Genomic DNA, 18,525 nt, shown 5'->3' with positions numbered 1-18,525 from the left:
TATAGGGGATTCTTACTAGGTTGGGAACTTTTGCCTCATCCCTTATCCTGGCAAGGTACAAACCCAAGAATAGACCCTCTCCTACACGGGCTAATCCCGCTCATCAGATCTACAAATGTCCCGACTGAAGTCATTATTCCCAGCTTTGAGTAACGATTTCAATAGTAAAATGACTGAATTTATCTGAACAGAACCCAAATGCGTAGCTTTCTAATTGCTCCAAGCATGAGTGCTTTTCTTTGACCCAAATGATCGATATTCGGATAATCTAGTAAACATAAAATTAGGCCGCGAAATGTTTTGGGTGCGATGAGGCACAAGATGACTGAACAAAAAGTTACTAAAATCGATTTGCTGCTGGCTTTGATGAGTGATGGGGAGTGGCACTATCCAAGTGATCTCCTAACAGTCAGCCATCGCTTTGGAGATACGATGCACCGAGCGAAGGAAAAGGGATATTTGATTGAAATTGAACGGATTAAAGGAAATTTGTGTAGATATCGCTTGATAGGCCATGAAGACTCCCGGTTGTGGAGCGAATTTCTCAAAAAACAATCCAAGCAAATGTCTCAATTAGGAACAAGTAAATGCCCTAACTTGGAAGGGTATAGGATTGAAACTATTTCAGGGGGTCCCCATAGCAATACGATCAGCTTTGAATTGCAATCACCTTCGGGTCATCAACAACACCTTACGATTTCATCTCCCGGAATTCTGAGATTTTTGTTAGAGTAAGCCTTTTATTCACCGCCAAGACTTAGAAAGATGGCTAACCCCATAATACCCACTTGGTCATCCTTTTGTAGAATTCACGGTATGAATCAGTAATTCTCATTATGGAAATTTTGCTCAAGCTTATTGAGAACCGTCTCAAGAGTGCTTCTTGAAAGCCCCATTCCTTCCTTAAAGATGTCACATCTTAGACAGGATAATGGTCAAAATGAGAATTTGCTGGGGCTTGTACCTTTGGGGACGAGTTGAAGCCCTGAGAGGTACAAGAGGCAGCTTAAGTCCTTACTTAGGTACTGGAGGCAGATCCTTCACCAAAAAAGTAAGCCTCCTTAAAAAGAAAAGTAACTCCCAGATTACCCTTTACCCAAATACACTTCTCCCCACACCATGCCCACCCCCACCAGAGCGAACCCAATTCCAGCACCCACGCCACCCCAGAGCAGAATACTTAGAGCGATTAGTAAGGTATAGCCAATATAGGTACTGGCAACCTGACTATGACTCCACCCAGCTTGCTGTAATCGTTGATAGAGGTGACTCCGATGAGCTTTGAAGATGTTTTCCCGACGGATGAAGCGGCGAGTCAGGGTATAAATGGCATCGGCGGTGAGTGGGAGGGTGATGGCAAGGGCATTCCAGGCGGGGATGGGGTTGTCTGCGTTGAGCAGGGCGATCGCAACGGTGGCCCCTAAGACGGTACTGCCGACATCCCCCATGAAGATTTTGGCAGGGGACCAGTTCCACCAGAGGAAGCCCAAGAGAGCAGCCACTAGCAGCCACCAGAAGGGTTGGTTGAGGTAGAGGGCAAGGAAGCCGAGTTGTACAGCCGTGACCCCGGCAACAAGACCATCAAGACCGTCCATGAAGTTGTAGAAGTTTATCAGGGCGGTGATGGCGATGAGGGTGAGGCTGGAGGCAAGGAGTTGTCCCGGGAGCCCGAACTGGGTGAGCCAAGGTTGGGGAAAAGGGCCAAAGCAGAACAGGGCGATACCCCCGGCGGTGAGTTGGACCAGGTAGCGGATAAGGGCGAGCAGGTTGTGCTTGTCGTCGAGAAAGCCGATGATGGCCAGGGGAGTGAGGATGGCCCAAAGTTGCAGTAAGAAGGGCTGGGGAGCGCGGATGAGGGTTTCTGGGAACAGTTGGGGGAAGTAGGTTGACCCAAGAGGGGTTGAGAGAGTGATGGTGGCAAAGGCGAGGATGAAGCCTAAGCCGCCGCCGCGTGGGGTGGGTTGGCTGTGGGAACTGCGATCGTTGGGGATATCTAGGAGGTTTTGGCTGAAGCGTTGTTTGAGCCAGCCGGTGGTGAGGAGGCTAAGGAAGAGGGTGATTAGAGATAAAATGGGGAGTTGCATTATGGAAGCAAAGTTTGCTGGAGACCCTCATCTATCGTAAATGGTGGTTGCCAGTTTAAGTTATTCCGGATTTTGGGGCTATCCACGACGAGGGAACCCAGAAGGCGATTAAGAGCTATGGGATTGATGTGTAGGTCTGTTTATTTCAATTTAAACTTATATATATGCACCCCAAATTCTTCATAAGTATCTACCCAAAATTTATCTTTCATTTCTGCTACATTTCTTCCTTCTTCAAATAAGGTTTGTAAACCCAGAATACTCCGAGGAAACTCATATTTAACTCTTAGCGGTCTTTTGTCTAAATTAACAGTTAACAGGGTTAATTCACCGCTAACTTCCTTCAGTATAGACCTAACCGGAGAATCTGTGTAGCTGTGTCCTTGCACATATACTTTATAGTTTTCTGGGGATGTTGGAGAAAGAATAATAGGCTTAAGTTCAGTAAGTTCTTGATTTACTCTAACAACCTCATCCCAAAGTAGTTGGCTCATGTTTCTTTGACCTTCTGAAGCGGTAAAACCAACATTTCGACGGTCTGAATAATCTTTTGCTGTATTCTCAGCTATTCCGATGACATTGCCATCACGAGTCACAAAACTATCCAGAGCAAAGTAGATTATTCCAGTTGAACCATGAATTATCGAAGCATAAATCATTGCCCGCTCTTCTCTGGAGTTTGGCATTGATAAATGATATTTTGAGTGGGGGCTAAATAGTTCAAATGATTGTGGCACAAACCATACTGGTTTTTTCTGGTTGTTGATTTCAACTGCTAATGATACAGTCTCGGGAATACCTGTTGATGCACTTATAGATGTTATTCCTGGTCCAATTCTGTAATTATCGTGAGAGGAAATGTCACCAGCACTATTCCAACGTAACCACCAAGTTCTTTGTGGTGGAGTTATTGTAGAAGTATCTATGATAAAAACGGGATGAATGTTATCGATTTTTTTGATTTCCTGAATTCGTTTTTGAAATTCAGAAAACTGAGTTTCCATATTTCGTCCCCAATAAACTCCAGTTGGTTCTTCACGAAGATACCAAGCTAAAATAGTTGCATCGTTTTTATATTTTTGTAATTCTTCATCAGTCGGTCCAGAATAATTTGTTCCATGATAAATTATCTGTAAATTATTCTGTTTTGCATCTTCAATCACTGAGGCTAGATTTTGCCCTTCCCAAGTGTGAACACAATTAAATCCAGCCTGCTTAATTGGGGCTAATGAATACAACCGTCCATGATGTTCTCCTGTAAGAGTGTGATAAAGGCAGATGGGTAAAAATGAGGATTCAGGGTCATATTTCATCAGTAAACGCCCCATCCGGTCAGTATGCGGCACACCATTTTGATATACTGATTGACTAGCATTAGCTGTCAAACGAAAATCATTGCCGTCTTGTTGTCCTTGAGAAAATTCTACTTTTGCTATAATTAAACAAAAAATTAATATAAATCCAGTAATTATGGGGGTAATTTTTTTCATTTTTTAGAAAAACAATTAATGTTTAACTGATTGATTATGATATCATTCCTAATGAACGCATTTCTTCTATTTCTATTCCAATTCCCTCATCAAAACTTCGAGGGTAAAAGCATAACTCATTTACCGCTTTTGAGATATCAAAGACTTTATCTTCTTGCAATCGCAAAACTTGCTCTTCTGTAACAGGAAAACCAGGAATTTTTTGGGCAAATTTGGCAATATTAGCGGCTAGAGTGGTATCAATATTAATTTTTAATACAGAGCGATTCATCTTAGTGAGGATTGTATCCACAATTTCTTGATATGCAATCCCAGAGAGACCCGCTAAATTATATTCCTGATTTTCCGTGCCAGCTTGGGCAATAGCAGCAACTATACCATCTGCCAAGTCTTCTACATAAACTGGTTGCATCAAGCTTTTGCCCGCACCAAATAGAGGAAAAACTGGATAACGGTCTAAAAACTGAATCAGTCTGTGCATATTCTTATCTCGCATAGACCCATAAATCATGCTAGGGCGCAGAATCGTATAGACAATGCCACTAGCTTTGATTTTGGCTTCATTATCTTTATAAATTTGAGAAAATTGATTGTATTTAGAAAAAATCCCAGTTGTGGTTACAAAATATGCTCTTTCTACCCCAGCAGTTATCACCGCTTCCAGCGACTTGTGGTAATGCTTGGGGTGAGTCATATCCAGATAAATAACTGAGCAGTTGAGTTGCTGGATTAGAGTTTCTGGTTCTGTAACATCACCTATAACAGTTTGAACCTTTAGTTTTTCAGCAAAAGTTATATCGGAAGTTGGTCTGACCAAGCAAGTAATAGCATCACTGCCAAATTTTTCTACTAATTTGCTTAAAACTCGATTACCAGTATCAGAGGTGGAACCAGAAAATACTATCTTCATACAGACGCATCGGTTTTTAATGACAGACTTTTAATCCATGCTACTAGCTTTAAAGCAACCAATATTGGACTAAATATAATTGCACTGGGTTTATTCCATTTCCACAGATACTTACCCAGAGAATCTAGAAACCACTTATTAACTTTAGTTTGAATGGTTTCAGAAGTGTTAGAGCTACCTCCCTTTACATGAAATACTCTGACTTGAGGGTAAAACCATAGTTTGTAACCAGCTTGCCAAATTCTTTTGCACAAATCAATATCTTCAAAGTGTAAGAAAAATTGCTCATCAAAACCCCCAAGGTCTTCATACATGGCTTTAGGTATCCCAATGCAGGCACCAGAAACACAATCTACTTGATGCGTTTCAACGGGCAACCAAGACAAATCGTATGATTTTTTATATTTAAAGACTTTATATAGCTTTGTAAAGTGAAGGAATACATTTAAAAAATTGGGAAAACTTCTTCGAGAACCCCGCTGCTCGCTGCCATCAGGGTTTAAAAGAATTCCCCCAAACGCACTCTTGTTATCAGGATATTGTATAAAAAAGTCTAAAACTGCTGCTAAGGTACTGCTGGCAACTATTGTATCAGGGTTGATCAGAAATATATATTCTCCTATTGCTTCTTTGACGCCTTGATTATTGGCTTTGCCAAAACCTAAATTTTCTTGATTGCTAATTAATTTGACTTCTGGATGTTGCTCTCTTAAAAATTCTGGGCTCCCATCTTGAGAGTGGTTATCGACAACGATTATTTCAAATAAATCTTGGAAATAGTTAGAGCTTAAATATAAACTTTGCACACACTGCTGCAACAGGTTTTTGGCATTGTAACTGACAATAATAATTGATATTTTTGGTGCCATATAATTTTTACACTAAATAAAAATATATGAATTTCTAAACTTATTAAACACATTTTTTTTATGTTTTAAAAAAGAATATATTTCAGGTCTTAATATAAGTAATAGGGTAAATTTTATAACAGAAAACATAATCAACAAAATCATAGTTGTTACAGTAATTCTATTTTTTCTCCAAAGTTGCCAATAATTATTAAAATCTTCAAGTCTCATTTTAAATAATCTGCTAGTTAAACCAGCTGTGCCAAAACTATTAAAAATATAACTTAGTTGCACATTTAGCAAAAAACAAACAGATCCATCTAAACATATTTCCTGCCACAAAAAATAGTCTTCACTATATCTTTTGTGTGGGTCAAATCTGTATTTGATATCTCGGTTTAACATAATAGATGAAGTTTCAAATGGATTTGAAAGTAAAAGTTTTTGTGGTTTAATTTGAGTGTATGTAAGTTGGCCTTTTAATGAAACTGTTATGCTGGAAAGAAAATTTTCATAGGAAGAACAAACTGGAATTGTATGCCCAGATAATAATGCTTGTGAATTTTCTAACATCCAGTTATACTGAATATCTATTTTTTCTGGATGCCAAGCATTATCAGCATCTAAAAAAGCAATATAATCTTGTGAAGCCAAATCCCAACCTGTATTTCTGGCAACAGAAACGCCAGAATTTTCTTTTAAAGCAACCACTTTAATCCAATCTTTCCCATAGGTTTCTTGTAGCTTTAAAATGACAGATAAAGTTTCATCTTTACTTCCATCATCTACAAGAATAATCTCTTTCGGTGGAATAGTTTGATTGACTACTGATTCAACACATCTGCTGATAGTATCAGCACATCGGTAACAAGGAATAATAACACTGACTGATGCTTTTATCATAATAAACCGACTTATTTAGGTTAAGCGATTATCTGTTATCCCAATTTAATGTTTGGAGCCAAAGTAAATATATTCATTGGATAATAAACCATATTTTTGTATTAAATTATCTGATAATTCGTCAATATACTTATCTACTTTGACAGTAAATCCAGCATCCTCCAATCTATTTTTATAGTCACGACCATACATTCTTACATGATCGCTTTGTCCAAATAAACGTTCCCGATCTTGTGGCGATATGATGTTTGGATCTTCAAAAGTTTTTTCCAATGTGGGGTCAATTGGCACTTGAAGAATAGCCCAACCACCGGGTTTAAGAACTCTAAAGAGTTCTTTCATTGCTTGGATATCGTTCGGAATATGCTCTAAAACGTGATTACAAAGAATAACATCAAAATAGTTATCATCATACTGAATCTTAGTAAGATCCATTTTTACATTTGCCAATGGTGAATCTAAATCCGCCCCAATATATTGTAAATTTTGGTTGCTTATCAATTGTTTTTGCAAAAAATATTCTGGAGAACAGTGTAAAATCTTCAGATTCTTTTCAAAAATATTTGTTTTATTTTTTAAATAAAGCCATAGTAATCGATGCCTTTCAAAAGATCCGCATCTTGGGCATACATTATTGGCGTCAGGTTGATTTTTGTTATAAGGTAAGAATCTCCGAAAATGACCACCGCAACATGGGCAAATAAAGTTATTTCCCAAATATGCCAAAGACCTTATTGTGTAATATGAGCTAATAGCAGCAGGAAGGTATTGATTGGGGATAATAGATTTGATTTTTGTTGTTAGACTTGTCATATTTTTCTGGGTTTGATTTTGATATTACTAATAGTCTAAATGAGTCAGAGATATCTTTCAAATACTTTTTCAATAAGATAATTCACAAAAAATAAGTAAAAATTATAACTACTTACTTATCTATAGCTGCCATGTCTCCATGATTCAACAAAATGCCATATATAAAAATAATCTAACAGGTAATGAACAGTAATTTTTACTAATGACCAGCAAGTATTCATCACGGATAGAATAACAGGAATATCGTTGTTTATACGAGCCTTAAAATATTCAACTTCTGTTAGATAATAGTTACTTGAAACTCCTCTAGGACTAGCTATGGCAATTATTTGATTAACATAAATAAATGGAACTGAACGTTTATAGCATCTACACAAAAATTCGTAATCAGCAGCAATTTTAAAATCTGTATTAAATACTCCCATTTCTTTATAAATGGATAAAGGAACAAAAACTGAAGGATGAGGAAGCATTTTATAAGGTAGTTTATTCAAACGACCAGATACAATTAGCCAATTTTGAGTATCAAAAGATTGAAATTCTTTGCAGTCTCCTACAACAATTGATGGATATGATTGATTTTGGTAAGACTCAACAATTCTTGAAATAGCGTTTGAAGTATATGTATCTCCCGCATTAATGATACCAACTATTTCCCCTTGACAAAGCGATATGCCTTTATTCATTGCTTCATATATGCCATTATCAGGTTCACTAATCCAAACTTTTATCTGCTTTTCATATTTTTTGATTATTGACAATGTATTATCTGTGCTGCCTCCGTCAATAATAATGTACTCTATATTTTTATAATTTTGGTTAATTACACTTTTTATGGTTTCTTCTAAACAATTATCAGCATTGTAAACCACAGTAATTATACTGAACAAGGGATTTTGATCTAAAAAAATAGATTTATTTTTATCAAACAACATTGTATTACCGAAAATGTTAAATATTATGATTTAGTTTAATATGTTAAATTTATATCGTTTGCCCAAAACAAACAAAATTATGGCATATAATATAAAATAATGAGCGGATAAAAAATCTGGTCTTTGGTATAGCGATAATCCACATACTACTGTCAATGGTAAGTAGCGAATTTTTTTTGTTATTAAAGGTATATATACCAAAAAGTATATTGGATATATAAGTAATAGAGAAAATCCTATAAAACCCATTTCATAGAAAAATCTATGATATGAGGCATAGCTTGCTTGCTGAGACTGTATATTAGATCCGATACCGTTGCCAAAAGCTAATTGAACTACATTAGCTCTTTGGAAATAACTTTCAAAAGTATCTTGATAAATAGACCTATTATCTCCAGCTAATTGACCATCTTGGATTTCCAAGCGATTCAATAAATGAATTTCGTAGGCAATTCTTATTTCTTCTGGAATCACCAATCTGGTTATTAATATGATTAATATCAAGGAAATAATTATTTTTTTTAAAGTTTTTTTAGAGTTTAATTTGGCATTAAATAAATAGTAAATTCCTATAAAAAATAAAAAAATGGCAAAAGCCAGTGAAAGTGATAATATGCCAAATGTTACCAGCATGAACTTGGTAAATTTTCTATTGGGAAAAACAATTATATCAGCTACCAAAAGGATTCCAGCATAGGTGGCTAACATTCCCGGCTCTTCAAACATTCCTCCTAGACGGGATATGGTAAATGATCCAAAATCATATATGGTGTAGTCTGTAAAAATAGCAAGATTGCTATAGTTTCGATAAATAAAACCTCTCCCAGCTAAATTAATAATTTCATAGGCTGCTCCCCAACCAAAGAGAATATTAATATAGTAAAATATACTAAAACTATTCATAAAAATAAATATTTTTAAATAAAAATTAAAGATTTTATAAATAAAAGATGGTTTTTCTGTAATTAGACAAGAAAAAAAAATTAAAATATTTAAACCCGATGGAGAAGCTGCCCCAACCAAACCATAGTTTTCTATATTGAGAATCTTAATTCCATTAATAAATAATACGATTAAAAATAATGGAAGCAAAATTGTGGCAAACTGCAACTTTCTTCTAGAGAGAATTGCCAAAGAAACCAACAATGAAAATAAAGTTTGCACACTTCTGAAAGAATCAAAAAAGAAAAATGAAGTAGTAATTAATAAAAAAAATACATATAAAAGTGTATTTATATCAAGTTGTAAAATATTTTTTTTCAATAATTTTATAAATGACATATATTTTAAAATTATGATTAATTTTTGCTTATTTTTTTATTAAAGTAGTAACTCAAGAGTAGAATAGTTGAGTGGCAATAGATTTTTTAGGTTAATTTGCATCGAGATAACTTAGAATTATGTTAACCAATTAGGATCGGCAAAAAATCAGCTTGAAGCAACTGAACTATATTTTAAAAACAAATTTATTCTAATTGTGAATTATTTTGTATTTTTTTGACAATTTGAACAAACTCTTGGCCATATATTTCTAATTGTTTTTGGCATAAATTTTTAGCTATGGCTTCATTCGATAAGTTAGGGCCGGGAATGAGTTGAGGGAGGAAAAATTTGATTTTATCTGCCAAATCTTGAGCAGAATTATGCTTAAAATAATGAGAATGAGGTGGGTTTTGTTCCAAATGGACTGGAATATCTGAAAGAATCATTGGTTTGCCCAATAGCCTTGCGTCTTCAACAACTGTACTCCACCCTTCAAACAGGGATGGCTGAATCACCGCCAGGGATCGTCTCATCAACTGGATTTGATCGAGACGAGGTATTAAACCAATGATTTTGAAATATTCAGATAATTCATATTTATCAATTAAATCAAGGATTTCTTTTTGATAACCTGGAAAACGCATATCATTTAAGTGGCCAGTACAAACAATTACAGGGTTGATATTTTCTTGTTTTAAAATCTTTAAAGATTCAAGAATAATTTGATGATTTTTATGTCTCCAGAATTGATTACTGACTAAAAAAAAGCGATCTGGAAGTTGATACTTTTGCTGAACTAATACTGGATCGGAGGTAAACCATGCCATCTCAGGTATTGTTCTAAAATTTAGCACAAAATTTTGAGCGACACTATCTGGGTAGAATTTTTTGAAATCTTCTAAGGCAATTGCACTGCTGAAAATAATACCTGGAGCCTTTTTTGCCATAAATTTATATACTTGTTCTCGGGCTATAATAATTTTTTTCGATGAAAAGTTGGGTAAATATTTGTGCTGCAAATCAGGAATCCAAGCCGCCCACTTACAAGCAAAATTGCAAGAGAAACCATAAGTTCCAAGAATAGGATACAAAAAATCTATATTTTCTCTCTTAACTATTTGAGATAAACCTTGATCTGGCAAAAAAGGAAATTTTCTTAAAATCATCCACCAAAGGCGGTTTCTAAAATTTAAAGATAAGCTATTTTCTACACATACCTTGTTTACAAGATCCTGAATATCAGCATAAAGTTCCGGTTCTGAGTTTGAAGGAATAATTAAATATAGCTCTACATCAGGTAAGCTCAAAGAAGCGATCGCCTTAACTAAATTTTGAATATAGATCACTCCCCCCATCCATGTCTTATCGGCTGACATAATGAGTCCTATTCTTAGAGGTTTTACCATCCTAATACCTCAGCCCGACACCATTGAGCATAAACTTTCAATCCTCTTTCCAAAGAGACTTCAGGTGTAAATCCTAAATTGGTTAATTGGCTAATGTTAGCTTGCCAATTAAGCGGATCTCCTGTGGGGACAATTCCATCAAACTCAACTTCTATTTTTCTTTCCAGTTCAGGGATAATCAAATCCGGTAATTTTTTAATTTTTGTTTCTAATCCACTAGCTAGATTATAAATATCAGCTTCACAGGGAGACAGTTCTGAAATAGTTTGAATTGCCTTAGCTACATCAATAACATGAATGAAATCTCGACTCTCATTTCCTATGCCTTTTAACTTTACGATAGATTCTGTCAAAGATTTATGACAAATATCCCAAATAACTTGTCGTCTTAAGCCAGGACCATAAGCTGAAAAAATCCTGACAATTGCTGTTGGTAATTGATATATTTTATAGAATTCTTGACAAAGTTGTTCGCAGATTAGCTTATGAAAGCCATAAGGAGAAATCGGCTTTGTTTCTTGAGTTTCTGCGATCGGCAAAGAATTAGGGTTTCCATAGACCGCAGCACTAGACAGATAAATAGTCTTACAGTTGGGGGCATAAAGCCGTAAAGTGTTTAAGAGTTCAAATGTAATTTCTACGCTAGTTTTAAAGTCAGCATTTGGTTCAGTTAAAGAAAGCCCTACTGAAGCCCTACCGATACAGTGGATACAAATTTGCGGTTGTACTTGCTGAATAATCTGAGTTAATTCATTTGAGGGTAAAACCAATTGGTAATAATGAGATAAAGCTTGATTAGGAGCATTCTCCTGCGGACGAGTTCCCAGTCCGACAACTGACCAGCCAGCTTCAGCAAACTGACGGGCCATATATCGGCCTATAAATCCGGTTACACCAGTTATTAGAACAGTTTTCAACATTATTCGGGCTTAATAGCAAGGAATGAATAGAGACGACCAGGAGTTTTATCAATTAAGGAACGACAGGAATTCATCGCAGATACCACGCTTTTTTGAGATCCTATCCAATGAGCTAAAAATTTACCCACATATTTTTCTAGAAAAATAGCTATTTTATTCTGGTTTTGTACTCGCGTTACTGGAAAATAATTGATTACAGAATCAGAAGGTCCATAAACAAGCTTTAAATTTAATCCCGCACCAGTTATAGCCTGACGGTAATCTTTTAGCAAGAAAGCATTTTCTCCACCATAGAGATGATGCAAAGGATGAGATTTCAGAAAAACTGTTAAGTCTTCTGGTTGTGAGATAGTGTGTTCTCGTGTGGCCAAGAAGACACCTCCAGGACGCAAAACTCTGCCTGCTTCCCGACATAGCTGATTTAGATTTGAGGCATGGTGCAACACTTGACGACCATACACAATATCAAAAGTTCCATCGGCAAAGGGTAAAGTCTCAGCAACGGTTTGTTCAACAACAATGCTCAAATCTGCCTGTTGAGCGAGTTGCTGAATCGCCCCTGCGCCCACAATAGAACTAGGATCGGGTTCTATTGCAATAACTGTACATCCTGAACGAGCAAACGCATAACTAGAGATGCCATTGCCTGCCCCCAAATCCAATACCTTCCCAGGAATCCAGGATTGCAAAATTTCCGCAACAGCTTGCCATTCTTCGCTATTGGCAAATCGTTGAGATGCTACTATTAAAGGATCGTCGTAATAACATGCTTTGACCAATTCTTGGGCATCAGGCTGAGTTTTCAGCCATTCCACGGCTTGTTCCCAAGTTAAAAATTTAGCGTTCATCTTCGGGTATCTCTCGAATAATGCGGGCTGGATTACCTGCAACTATTGTCCAAGGTGGAACATCCTTTGTAACAACTGAACCCGCTCCGACAATAGCTCCTTCTCCGATTGTTACTCCTGCCAAAATGATTGACATACATCCAATAAGAACATCATCGGAAATAACAATAGGTTTTTCTTGGAGATCGATGCCTTTGGGATGACCACTCGTAATAATCTGTTTGAATTGCTCATGTCTCAGCTTGGCACTAATTGGATGGGTAGCATTATCAAAAATATTAACGTTATGAGAAATTAATACGCGATCGCCAATTAAAATACTTTTAGCCGACCAGATTCTAGTATCTTCTCCAATAAAACAGTATTGACCAATTTTAATACTTCCTGCGTGTGCGAAAGTTAAAAGTTCTCCCTTAATGTGAGTAAAGGATCCCATCTGTATTGCATCCGTTTGTCCAAGATTATTCAAAATTTTACTGCTGCTGTATAAAACCGCTCCTTCTTTTATTAAGAATTTTTTTTTGATAAACAGCTTTTTAAACTTACTAAGCATAGCTATTTGACCATTTCTAAACATACAATAGCTCGTGAAGCTGCTGCATAATCAGGCTCGTATGTTTTCTGCTGATGGATATCAAAGTAAGTAGCGTTCTTAGACGCTTCTCTCGATGAAGGTTTCCAGCCATCAGCATCGTACCTAAAGTGAAATTCAGTAATAGATGTAGGCGCAAAAGTTTCGATCACTTTATCTAGCATTGGACTATCAAATACCTGAAACCAACCATGATTTTTAGTGCGGCCAAATGGAAATGTTAAATATAAAGTTCCACCTGGTTTTAAAATTCGATTATATTCTTTGATCGCGATTAAATAAGCATCTTTTTGATTTTCTTTTTTTAAGATATCCTGTGTATAAAGGAAGTTGTTGTCTAAACCAATATGCTCAATCGTTGAAATACTGGCAATCCAATCAAAATAATTATCTCTGTAACAAGTTTCTCTTAAATCCTCATAAACATAAGAAATTTTTTGTTTCCAAAAACATACTTGTTCTGGGGCAAGTGTCGAAATAAAAGTTTGTTTATTTTTCAAGTGGTGATGAGATAGCAAAAATTCATGATTGAGAGCTGAACCAGCATCCAGTAATTTGCCTGGATTTTTAGGAAGTCTAGAAAACAACCAGGGGTATTCAAGAACCCTTTCATCAAGCCTCAAGCCATAGTTATCTTCTAGTTCATTAGCCTCAAACTTCCCCGAAGCAAGTACCCGCATTATTTCCCTCCGTTTGTAAACTTCATAGCCACGAATCCAAGGTTTTTTACCTCTCAGTAAAAACCATGCATAATTAATACTATCTTTGATAGGGCGTAAGAATTTCATAAATTGTTTACGGGCATTACAAGCATTTGTTTACACATCGATTTGAACTCAATTAAAGTAGCTTAAATTTACCAAGATGGTAATATTATTATTTTTATTATTATCTCCACAATGACACTGCATATTGACTATTTATGACTTGGATGACAGAGACCTATTGTCAATCAAAAACTATTGCATCTATGATTAACTCTTCTCCCTTTAACAGGCAAAAAACAACTTGGCTTATATTTATTATGTTTTAAAATGTAATTCTGGTGGTTTTTGATCTAAAAATAGTTCCATTTTCTTTTAAAAATTATTTTTCACTACTTGTAAATATATTTTTTGAAACCTATTTTTGAGGAAATTTCTTATCATAGACATTACTTTTATTAATAAGTGGAATTTTTATAATGATAATTTGAATTTATTACTAATTTTCCATGCTTTGTGTAATATCTTGAGAAAGACATTAGGTTGTCTTGTCTCTAATAATATAGTATTAAAAATTTTTTCTTTATAAATGCTTTCTTTTATAAGAGATGGATATCGATATTCTACTTGCTCTTTTTCTAACCTAACAAAATATTCTTTTGTTTGTATGTGACTATAACCACAGTTTGTACCACTACCATCGAAGCCTATGTTTGCTACCAGTGACTTGATGGGAAAAAGACTTAATCCTTCAGCCCTAAAAACAGTTAAATACCAATCTATCCCCCAGGAATCCACTTTTCCTTTGATTTTCTGCTGTAACATTCGGAAATAAGGATAAGATCCATCAAGATCAAATTTTCGTCTTAACTGGGGATTTTTTTTTAATTGCTGATATCCTGTAATGCCTGAATTAAACTGTTTCCAAGCTCTATCCCAAGTAGCCCATCCCCATGTGGTTGTAAGAGGCAAAAAAATCGCATCAGTTTCCGATTGTTTTATATCAAATGGAAACATATGACCAGAAATTTGCATAACTTTAGCTTCAGATTCATATAAATTTAAAGCATCATTCATGTATTTTAAAAAATAAGGAGAAACGATTAGATCATCTTCTAAAACGATAACGCGCCCATGTTGTTTGCACAAACTTGTTGTGGCTGAAATAATCGACTGGGCTAAACCGAAATTAGATTCACGATAAATTATTTCTACTTTTCCACACCATTGCTGACTTCTAACCACCTCTCTAACTTGTTGCACAGGTTCTCTATCTTGAGTAAATTTAGCAGCATCACAAAAAATATAAAGAATACTTTGCTGTGCTAGTTTGCATTGAGATAGAGAAGTCAGCGCTTTGAGTGTATGCTCGGGACGCTTATAGGCAAAAAAGGCGATCGGTGCTAAGTTTAGAGATTGCATAGTGATAGGGCGGCTGGCTCAAATGATAAATTTAATAACTTAATAAATTATAATTTAATTTGAATCAAACTAGAGGTACAACTCTATTTATCATAATTATTACTCATTCCCAAAAATTTTGTTTCATAGACCTATATGATTTGTTTTAGTCTTTGACCAATGTCTAAATTTAGAAATTACAGATAATAATGTCAGAAAAAACCTCATCCAAACTAAACAGTAGCATGAAAGTTTATACCGATTAGGGCAACATAGAAAAACAAATCTAGTAAAAATTATAGGATTGCCTGCTGATTTCAAAGAAAATATTTGCTTTATAAAAACGGAAAAAGATTGATTATCGTATTGATGGTATCCAGTTGATTGTTCGTCTAAGCATAACTTCAAAGTTGAATCAGTAATTAGATTCATCCCCTGGCGCTGGGCTCTTATGGTAAATTCATAGTCTGACAGATAATGAGGCAGTAATCGGGGATAAAAACCACCAATTTTAATGAAATCTTTGATTTTTAAAAAAAGTCCTCTGGTGGAAAGACAATTAATCTCATCTATATTTTCGGATGGGGAAAAAGACAATTTTTTCCAATCGACTTTAACGCCAGCAGTTATTAAACGACCCTGGTCTCTGCTGTAACACTGAGCCTGCAATAATGTATGAGGGCTTGCCATAAGAATTTGTACAGCTTGATCGAGAAAATTGGGGTCAAACTCAGTATCATCATTGGCAATCAAAGCTATTTCATCTAAAGATATATGATTGGATAACAACCATTCATATCCTTCCTGTAAAGAGCCAGCCCACCACCAACTACCATTACCCCTGATAACGGTTAGATTTTTAATTTTTTCCCGTACCATCTCTGCTGTTTCGTCCGTGGAACCATCATCAATTAAAATGAGGTGATAGTTCTGGTAGGTTTGACTTTGCAAGCATTTTATAAAGCGTTCGGTAATTGATCGGCGGTTGTGAACAGGTAAAAGGATATAAACTTTAGGATTCATCAATTTTTTTCAGAAAAAATATATAATTATCCCCCAAGCCAAATATATCGAAAAATCTTGTGCTTAAGTGGTTAAGCTTAGTTTTATGAAAAAGACCCATAATTCTAATGACCAGTTTATGAGTAAATTTTTTTTCCCGTGCATGATCCCAAAACACGGAGGAAACTCCATTTTTTGGGAATAATATCAAATGAATCCACTGGTATAACAACCATTCAGAATTGGTAATCACCTTAACTTTTTCCAAGGTCAATCCTGCTTTTGTGGCAGCTATTTGCATGGATTTTCGGGAAAAATAATGAATATGGTAAGGAGCATGATAGTTGATCCACCGACTGCGAAAAACCCTAGCTCCCCAACCATTAGGATTAGGCGTACTCAAAATAGCGATTCCATTTGGCTGGAGAATCTGACCAATATTTTTTAAGGTTTGAATAGGATCTACATTATGCTCAATTACTTGATCCATTGTTACATAATCAAAAAAGATATCTGGGTATAAAGTTGGATCAAATAAACCCACATGAACTTTATAACCAAATTTTTCGGCTACACGAGTAATGTTACTGTCTATTTCTACTCCATAAGCGTTACAATTTCGAGATTGATAATACCCTAATGATTCTCCAAATCCACAACCAATATCAAGTACAGTTACGTCTGTTGGAACCCAGCGAAAAGCCGAACTATATTTACCATCTAGCCAAGCTCTAATACCTTTAATTTCTTTGTGAGGTTTGTATTTATCAATGTTAAATGTTGACCTGGGGTAATACTCAGAATATAATTTTATTATTTCTTGGCTACTACTAATAGGATTTGCAATAAATTGATGATGACAGTTAGAACAAAAGGCTATTTTGAACTGACCTGGGTATCCATAGCGATCATCGAAAACTGTTAGCTGATGCCGCTGAGATATATTTATAGATTGACAAATGGGACATTTCATTTATTTCGACTCTATATGATAATTTAGGCTATTTAATAGAGAAAATATGTACATATAACTTAACCTAAATTTCATAACTTTAACCTAAATAATGAAATCAAAGAGCCAACTATATTAATTTTTATTAATTATGGCTACCAAAACAATTGAGTGCGTAGATTTTTTATAATTAGTTTGAATAAATGTTTATAAATTTTTATTTTGTTATTCCATTCTAAGTAATTGGAGTTAAATCCCATAATATATTCACATATTTGCGCCGCTTCAAATACATTTTTGACTCCCAACGAAGATGAATCTAAATATATCATCCCATTAAACAACAATCTTTGATATGGTTGTATAAGTTGAACATCTACTTGATTTTTGTAAGGAGTCTTTAATAATTTTCTTTCAAACCACTTTTTTAAAATTTCATTATCAACTATTGACTCTTTAATATAATTAAGACTATCCATCCATTCTGCTTCATTAGAAGCTTGTATAGATTTTACACAATTTTCTAATAACAGAGTTTGATTAACATATAAATCAAAGTCTGTTTTATACAAAACATCCTTAGCCTGTAGAAAAGATTCAGCTATTACTGCTGGGATATACGTCAGATTAGGAACTTGGGGATGCCATTTATAACCAAATTTTTCATTTAAAAAATTAAACTCTTGAGTTATTGAATTATTTTTTCCTAAAAATGTAAAGCACAATCCATTACTCTTAGCTGAACCTCCATTAATGCTCATAGGAATACCTAAAGAAGCATATTTACCGCTCAAATATGCAAATACAAAACCAGAGTAAACGTCAGGCGTTTGAGAACTAAATACTCGACCAGTTTTTTCTATTAACAATTGAACTAAATCTTTATGGATCACCGAATTATATAACATAGGTAAAAAATCATATGGTAATTTATAATTACACACTTTTTTGATAATTTTTTTGCCTGAGAAAATATGATTCATTTGTTCAAATGGAATAGATAGACTATTAGGCTTATTTGGGGAATTAGGCCATCTATAATAAGCTCTGTTCCATCTAATCGCTTTGACATTTAGCACTTCTAATAGCCGATCTAATTGATAAAGCGCATGAAACAATAATCCATCGTCATCGCCAAGTACAATTAAATATTCACCTGATGCATGAGAAACGCCTAATTCCCAATTCTTGCTCATTGCCAAAGGTTCATCTGAACGAAAATATTTTATTTTGGGTGAGTTTAATGAATCAACTACTTGTTTAGTAGATGCAGAGCTACAATTATCAGATACAATAATTTCGTAATTATCAAAATTATATTGATTAAGACAGGTTTTTAATGTGTAAAAAAGAGTGTCATGTCTTTCTCTAGTAGGGACTATTATACTAAAACGTGGATTTAACATAATCAATTTAGGATTTATTTGACAAGTTCAATAAAAACAAATATTTTT

The 18,525-nt window shown here is 35.0% G+C and carries 18 protein-coding genes; 1 reads left to right on the top strand and 17 read right to left on the bottom strand.

All coding sequences use genetic code 11. The features are described from left to right. Positions 1 to 321: 321 nt before the first annotated feature. Complete coding sequence (locus NG796_RS10010) at positions 322 to 735, top strand: hypothetical protein (protein ID WP_261206372.1); 414 nt, start codon at positions 322 to 324, stop codon at positions 733 to 735. A gap of 350 nt (positions 736 to 1,085) precedes the next feature. On the opposite strand, the gene NG796_RS10005 is transcribed toward NG796_RS10010, so the two are convergent. The 17 genes from NG796_RS10005 to NG796_RS09925 form a co-directional block, all read right to left on the bottom strand. After that, the gene (locus NG796_RS10005) at positions 1,086 to 2,084 is read right to left on the bottom strand and encodes an MraY family glycosyltransferase (RefSeq protein WP_261206370.1); all 999 of its coding nucleotides are present in this window, start codon (positions 2,082 to 2,084) and stop codon (positions 1,086 to 1,088) included. 140 nt (positions 2,085 to 2,224) lie between these two features. After that, the gene (locus NG796_RS10000) at positions 2,225 to 3,574 is read right to left on the bottom strand and encodes a hypothetical protein (RefSeq protein ID WP_261206368.1); all 1,350 of its coding nucleotides are present in this window, start codon (positions 3,572 to 3,574) and stop codon (positions 2,225 to 2,227) included. Positions 3,575 to 3,608: 34 nt separating this feature from the next. Next, a complete protein-coding gene (locus tag NG796_RS09995; protein ID WP_261206366.1) occupies positions 3,609 to 4,484 on the bottom strand; it encodes an SDR family oxidoreductase in 876 nt (291 codons plus the stop codon). Beyond that, on the bottom strand, positions 4,481 to 5,353 hold the full coding sequence (locus NG796_RS09990) for a glycosyltransferase family 2 protein (RefSeq protein ID WP_261206364.1): 873 nt from the start codon (positions 5,351 to 5,353) through the stop codon (positions 4,481 to 4,483). The genes NG796_RS09995 and NG796_RS09990 overlap by 4 nt, the downstream gene beginning before the upstream one ends. Positions 5,354 to 5,365: 12 nt before the next feature. Further along, positions 5,366 to 6,235: a glycosyltransferase family 2 protein gene (locus tag NG796_RS09985; RefSeq protein WP_261206362.1), complete on the bottom strand. Its 870-nt coding sequence runs from the start codon at positions 6,233 to 6,235 to the stop codon at positions 5,366 to 5,368. Between the two features lie 45 nt (positions 6,236 to 6,280). Beyond that, positions 6,281 to 7,048, bottom strand: coding sequence for a class I SAM-dependent methyltransferase (locus NG796_RS09980; protein WP_261206361.1), 768 nt, complete (start codon positions 7,046 to 7,048; stop codon positions 6,281 to 6,283). 116 nt (positions 7,049 to 7,164) lie between these two features. Next, a complete protein-coding gene (locus NG796_RS09975; RefSeq protein WP_261206360.1) occupies positions 7,165 to 7,983 on the bottom strand; it encodes a glycosyltransferase family 2 protein in 819 nt (272 codons plus the stop codon). Positions 7,984 to 8,013: 30 nt separating this feature from the next. Continuing rightward, positions 8,014 to 9,264, bottom strand: a complete 1,251-nt coding sequence (locus tag NG796_RS09970; RefSeq protein WP_261206359.1) for a hypothetical protein — start codon at positions 9,262 to 9,264, stop codon at positions 8,014 to 8,016. Between the two features lie 185 nt (positions 9,265 to 9,449). Then, positions 9,450 to 10,622 carry a glycosyltransferase family 4 protein gene (locus NG796_RS09965; protein WP_261206358.1) on the bottom strand — a complete coding sequence of 391 codons (1,173 nt, stop codon included), beginning with the start codon at positions 10,620 to 10,622 and terminating at the stop codon, positions 9,450 to 9,452. Positions 10,623 to 10,645: 23 nt separating this feature from the next. Beyond that, the gene (locus tag NG796_RS09960) at positions 10,646 to 11,572 is read right to left on the bottom strand and encodes an NAD-dependent epimerase/dehydratase family protein (protein WP_261206356.1); all 927 of its coding nucleotides are present in this window, start codon (positions 11,570 to 11,572) and stop codon (positions 10,646 to 10,648) included. Next, a complete protein-coding gene (locus NG796_RS09955) occupies positions 11,572 to 12,420 on the bottom strand; it encodes a class I SAM-dependent methyltransferase (protein WP_261206354.1) in 849 nt (282 codons plus the stop codon). The genes NG796_RS09960 and NG796_RS09955 overlap by 1 nt, the downstream gene beginning before the upstream one ends. Beyond that, the gene (locus tag NG796_RS09950) at positions 12,410 to 12,856 is read right to left on the bottom strand and encodes an acyltransferase (RefSeq protein ID WP_411268797.1); all 447 of its coding nucleotides are present in this window, start codon (positions 12,854 to 12,856) and stop codon (positions 12,410 to 12,412) included. Before NG796_RS09950 ends, NG796_RS09955 begins: the two co-directional genes overlap by 11 nt. 119 nt (positions 12,857 to 12,975) lie before the next feature. After that, positions 12,976 to 13,800: a class I SAM-dependent methyltransferase gene (locus NG796_RS09945; RefSeq protein WP_261206351.1), complete on the bottom strand. Its 825-nt coding sequence runs from the start codon at positions 13,798 to 13,800 to the stop codon at positions 12,976 to 12,978. A 390-nt stretch (positions 13,801 to 14,190) separates the two neighbouring features. Then, on the bottom strand, positions 14,191 to 15,138 hold the full coding sequence (locus tag NG796_RS09940) for a hypothetical protein (RefSeq protein ID WP_261206350.1): 948 nt from the start codon (positions 15,136 to 15,138) through the stop codon (positions 14,191 to 14,193). Positions 15,139 to 15,261: 123 nt separating this feature from the next. Continuing rightward, positions 15,262 to 16,140 (bottom strand): glycosyltransferase family 2 protein, encoded by an 879-nt coding sequence (locus tag NG796_RS09935; protein WP_261206349.1) that lies wholly within the window; start codon positions 16,138 to 16,140, stop codon positions 15,262 to 15,264. Continuing rightward, positions 16,130 to 17,092, bottom strand: coding sequence for a class I SAM-dependent methyltransferase (locus NG796_RS09930; protein ID WP_261206347.1), 963 nt, complete (start codon positions 17,090 to 17,092; stop codon positions 16,130 to 16,132). The genes NG796_RS09935 and NG796_RS09930 overlap by 11 nt, the downstream gene beginning before the upstream one ends. A gap of 134 nt (positions 17,093 to 17,226) precedes the next feature. Continuing rightward, positions 17,227 to 18,477, bottom strand: coding sequence for a glycosyltransferase family 2 protein (locus NG796_RS09925; RefSeq protein ID WP_261206346.1), 1,251 nt, complete (start codon positions 18,475 to 18,477; stop codon positions 17,227 to 17,229). Between the last annotated feature and the right edge of the window lie 48 nt (positions 18,478 to 18,525).

The sequence above is a fragment of the Laspinema sp. D2d genome, assembly GCF_025370755.1.
Taxonomy (GTDB): domain Bacteria; phylum Cyanobacteriota; class Cyanobacteriia; order Cyanobacteriales; family Laspinemataceae; genus Laspinema.
Note: the sequence above shows the minus strand (reverse complement) of the source record. Positions and strands in the feature narration are given on the sequence as shown.

What these genes read in the sequence shown, in the direction of transcription:
- NG796_RS10010 (WP_261206372.1), top strand. Translation starts at nt 322, where the DNA reads ATGACTGAACAAAAAGTTACTAAAATCGATTTGCTGCTGGCTTTGATG.
- NG796_RS10005 (WP_261206370.1), bottom strand. Translation starts at nt 2,084, where the DNA reads ATGCAACTCCCCATTTTATCTCTAATCACCCTCTTCCTTAGCCTCCTC.
- NG796_RS10000 (WP_261206368.1), bottom strand. Translation starts at nt 3,574, where the DNA reads ATGAAAAAAATTACCCCCATAATTACTGGATTTATATTAATTTTTTGT.
- NG796_RS09995 (WP_261206366.1), bottom strand. Translation starts at nt 4,484, where the DNA reads ATGAAGATAGTATTTTCTGGTTCCACCTCTGATACTGGTAATCGAGTT.
- NG796_RS09990 (WP_261206364.1), bottom strand. Translation starts at nt 5,353, where the DNA reads ATGGCACCAAAAATATCAATTATTATTGTCAGTTACAATGCCAAAAAC.
- NG796_RS09985 (WP_261206362.1), bottom strand. Translation starts at nt 6,235, where the DNA reads ATGATAAAAGCATCAGTCAGTGTTATTATTCCTTGTTACCGATGTGCT.
- NG796_RS09980 (WP_261206361.1), bottom strand. Translation starts at nt 7,048, where the DNA reads ATGACAAGTCTAACAACAAAAATCAAATCTATTATCCCCAATCAATAC.
- NG796_RS09975 (WP_261206360.1), bottom strand. Translation starts at nt 7,983, where the DNA reads ATGTTGTTTGATAAAAATAAATCTATTTTTTTAGATCAAAATCCCTTG.
- NG796_RS09970 (WP_261206359.1), bottom strand. Translation starts at nt 9,264, where the DNA reads ATGTCATTTATAAAATTATTGAAAAAAAATATTTTACAACTTGATATA.
- NG796_RS09965 (WP_261206358.1), bottom strand. Translation starts at nt 10,622, where the DNA reads ATGTCAGCCGATAAGACATGGATGGGGGGAGTGATCTATATTCAAAAT.
- NG796_RS09960 (WP_261206356.1), bottom strand. Translation starts at nt 11,572, where the DNA reads ATGTTGAAAACTGTTCTAATAACTGGTGTAACCGGATTTATAGGCCGA.
- NG796_RS09955 (WP_261206354.1), bottom strand. Translation starts at nt 12,420, where the DNA reads ATGAACGCTAAATTTTTAACTTGGGAACAAGCCGTGGAATGGCTGAAA.
- NG796_RS09950 (WP_411268797.1), bottom strand. Translation starts at nt 12,856, where the DNA reads ATGGGATCCTTTACTCACATTAAGGGAGAACTTTTAACTTTCGCACAC.
- NG796_RS09945 (WP_261206351.1), bottom strand. Translation starts at nt 13,800, where the DNA reads ATGAAATTCTTACGCCCTATCAAAGATAGTATTAATTATGCATGGTTT.
- NG796_RS09940 (WP_261206350.1), bottom strand. Translation starts at nt 15,138, where the DNA reads ATGCAATCTCTAAACTTAGCACCGATCGCCTTTTTTGCCTATAAGCGT.
- NG796_RS09935 (WP_261206349.1), bottom strand. Translation starts at nt 16,140, where the DNA reads ATGAATCCTAAAGTTTATATCCTTTTACCTGTTCACAACCGCCGATCA.
- NG796_RS09930 (WP_261206347.1), bottom strand. Translation starts at nt 17,092, where the DNA reads ATGAAATGTCCCATTTGTCAATCTATAAATATATCTCAGCGGCATCAG.
- NG796_RS09925 (WP_261206346.1), bottom strand. Translation starts at nt 18,477, where the DNA reads ATGTTAAATCCACGTTTTAGTATAATAGTCCCTACTAGAGAAAGACAT.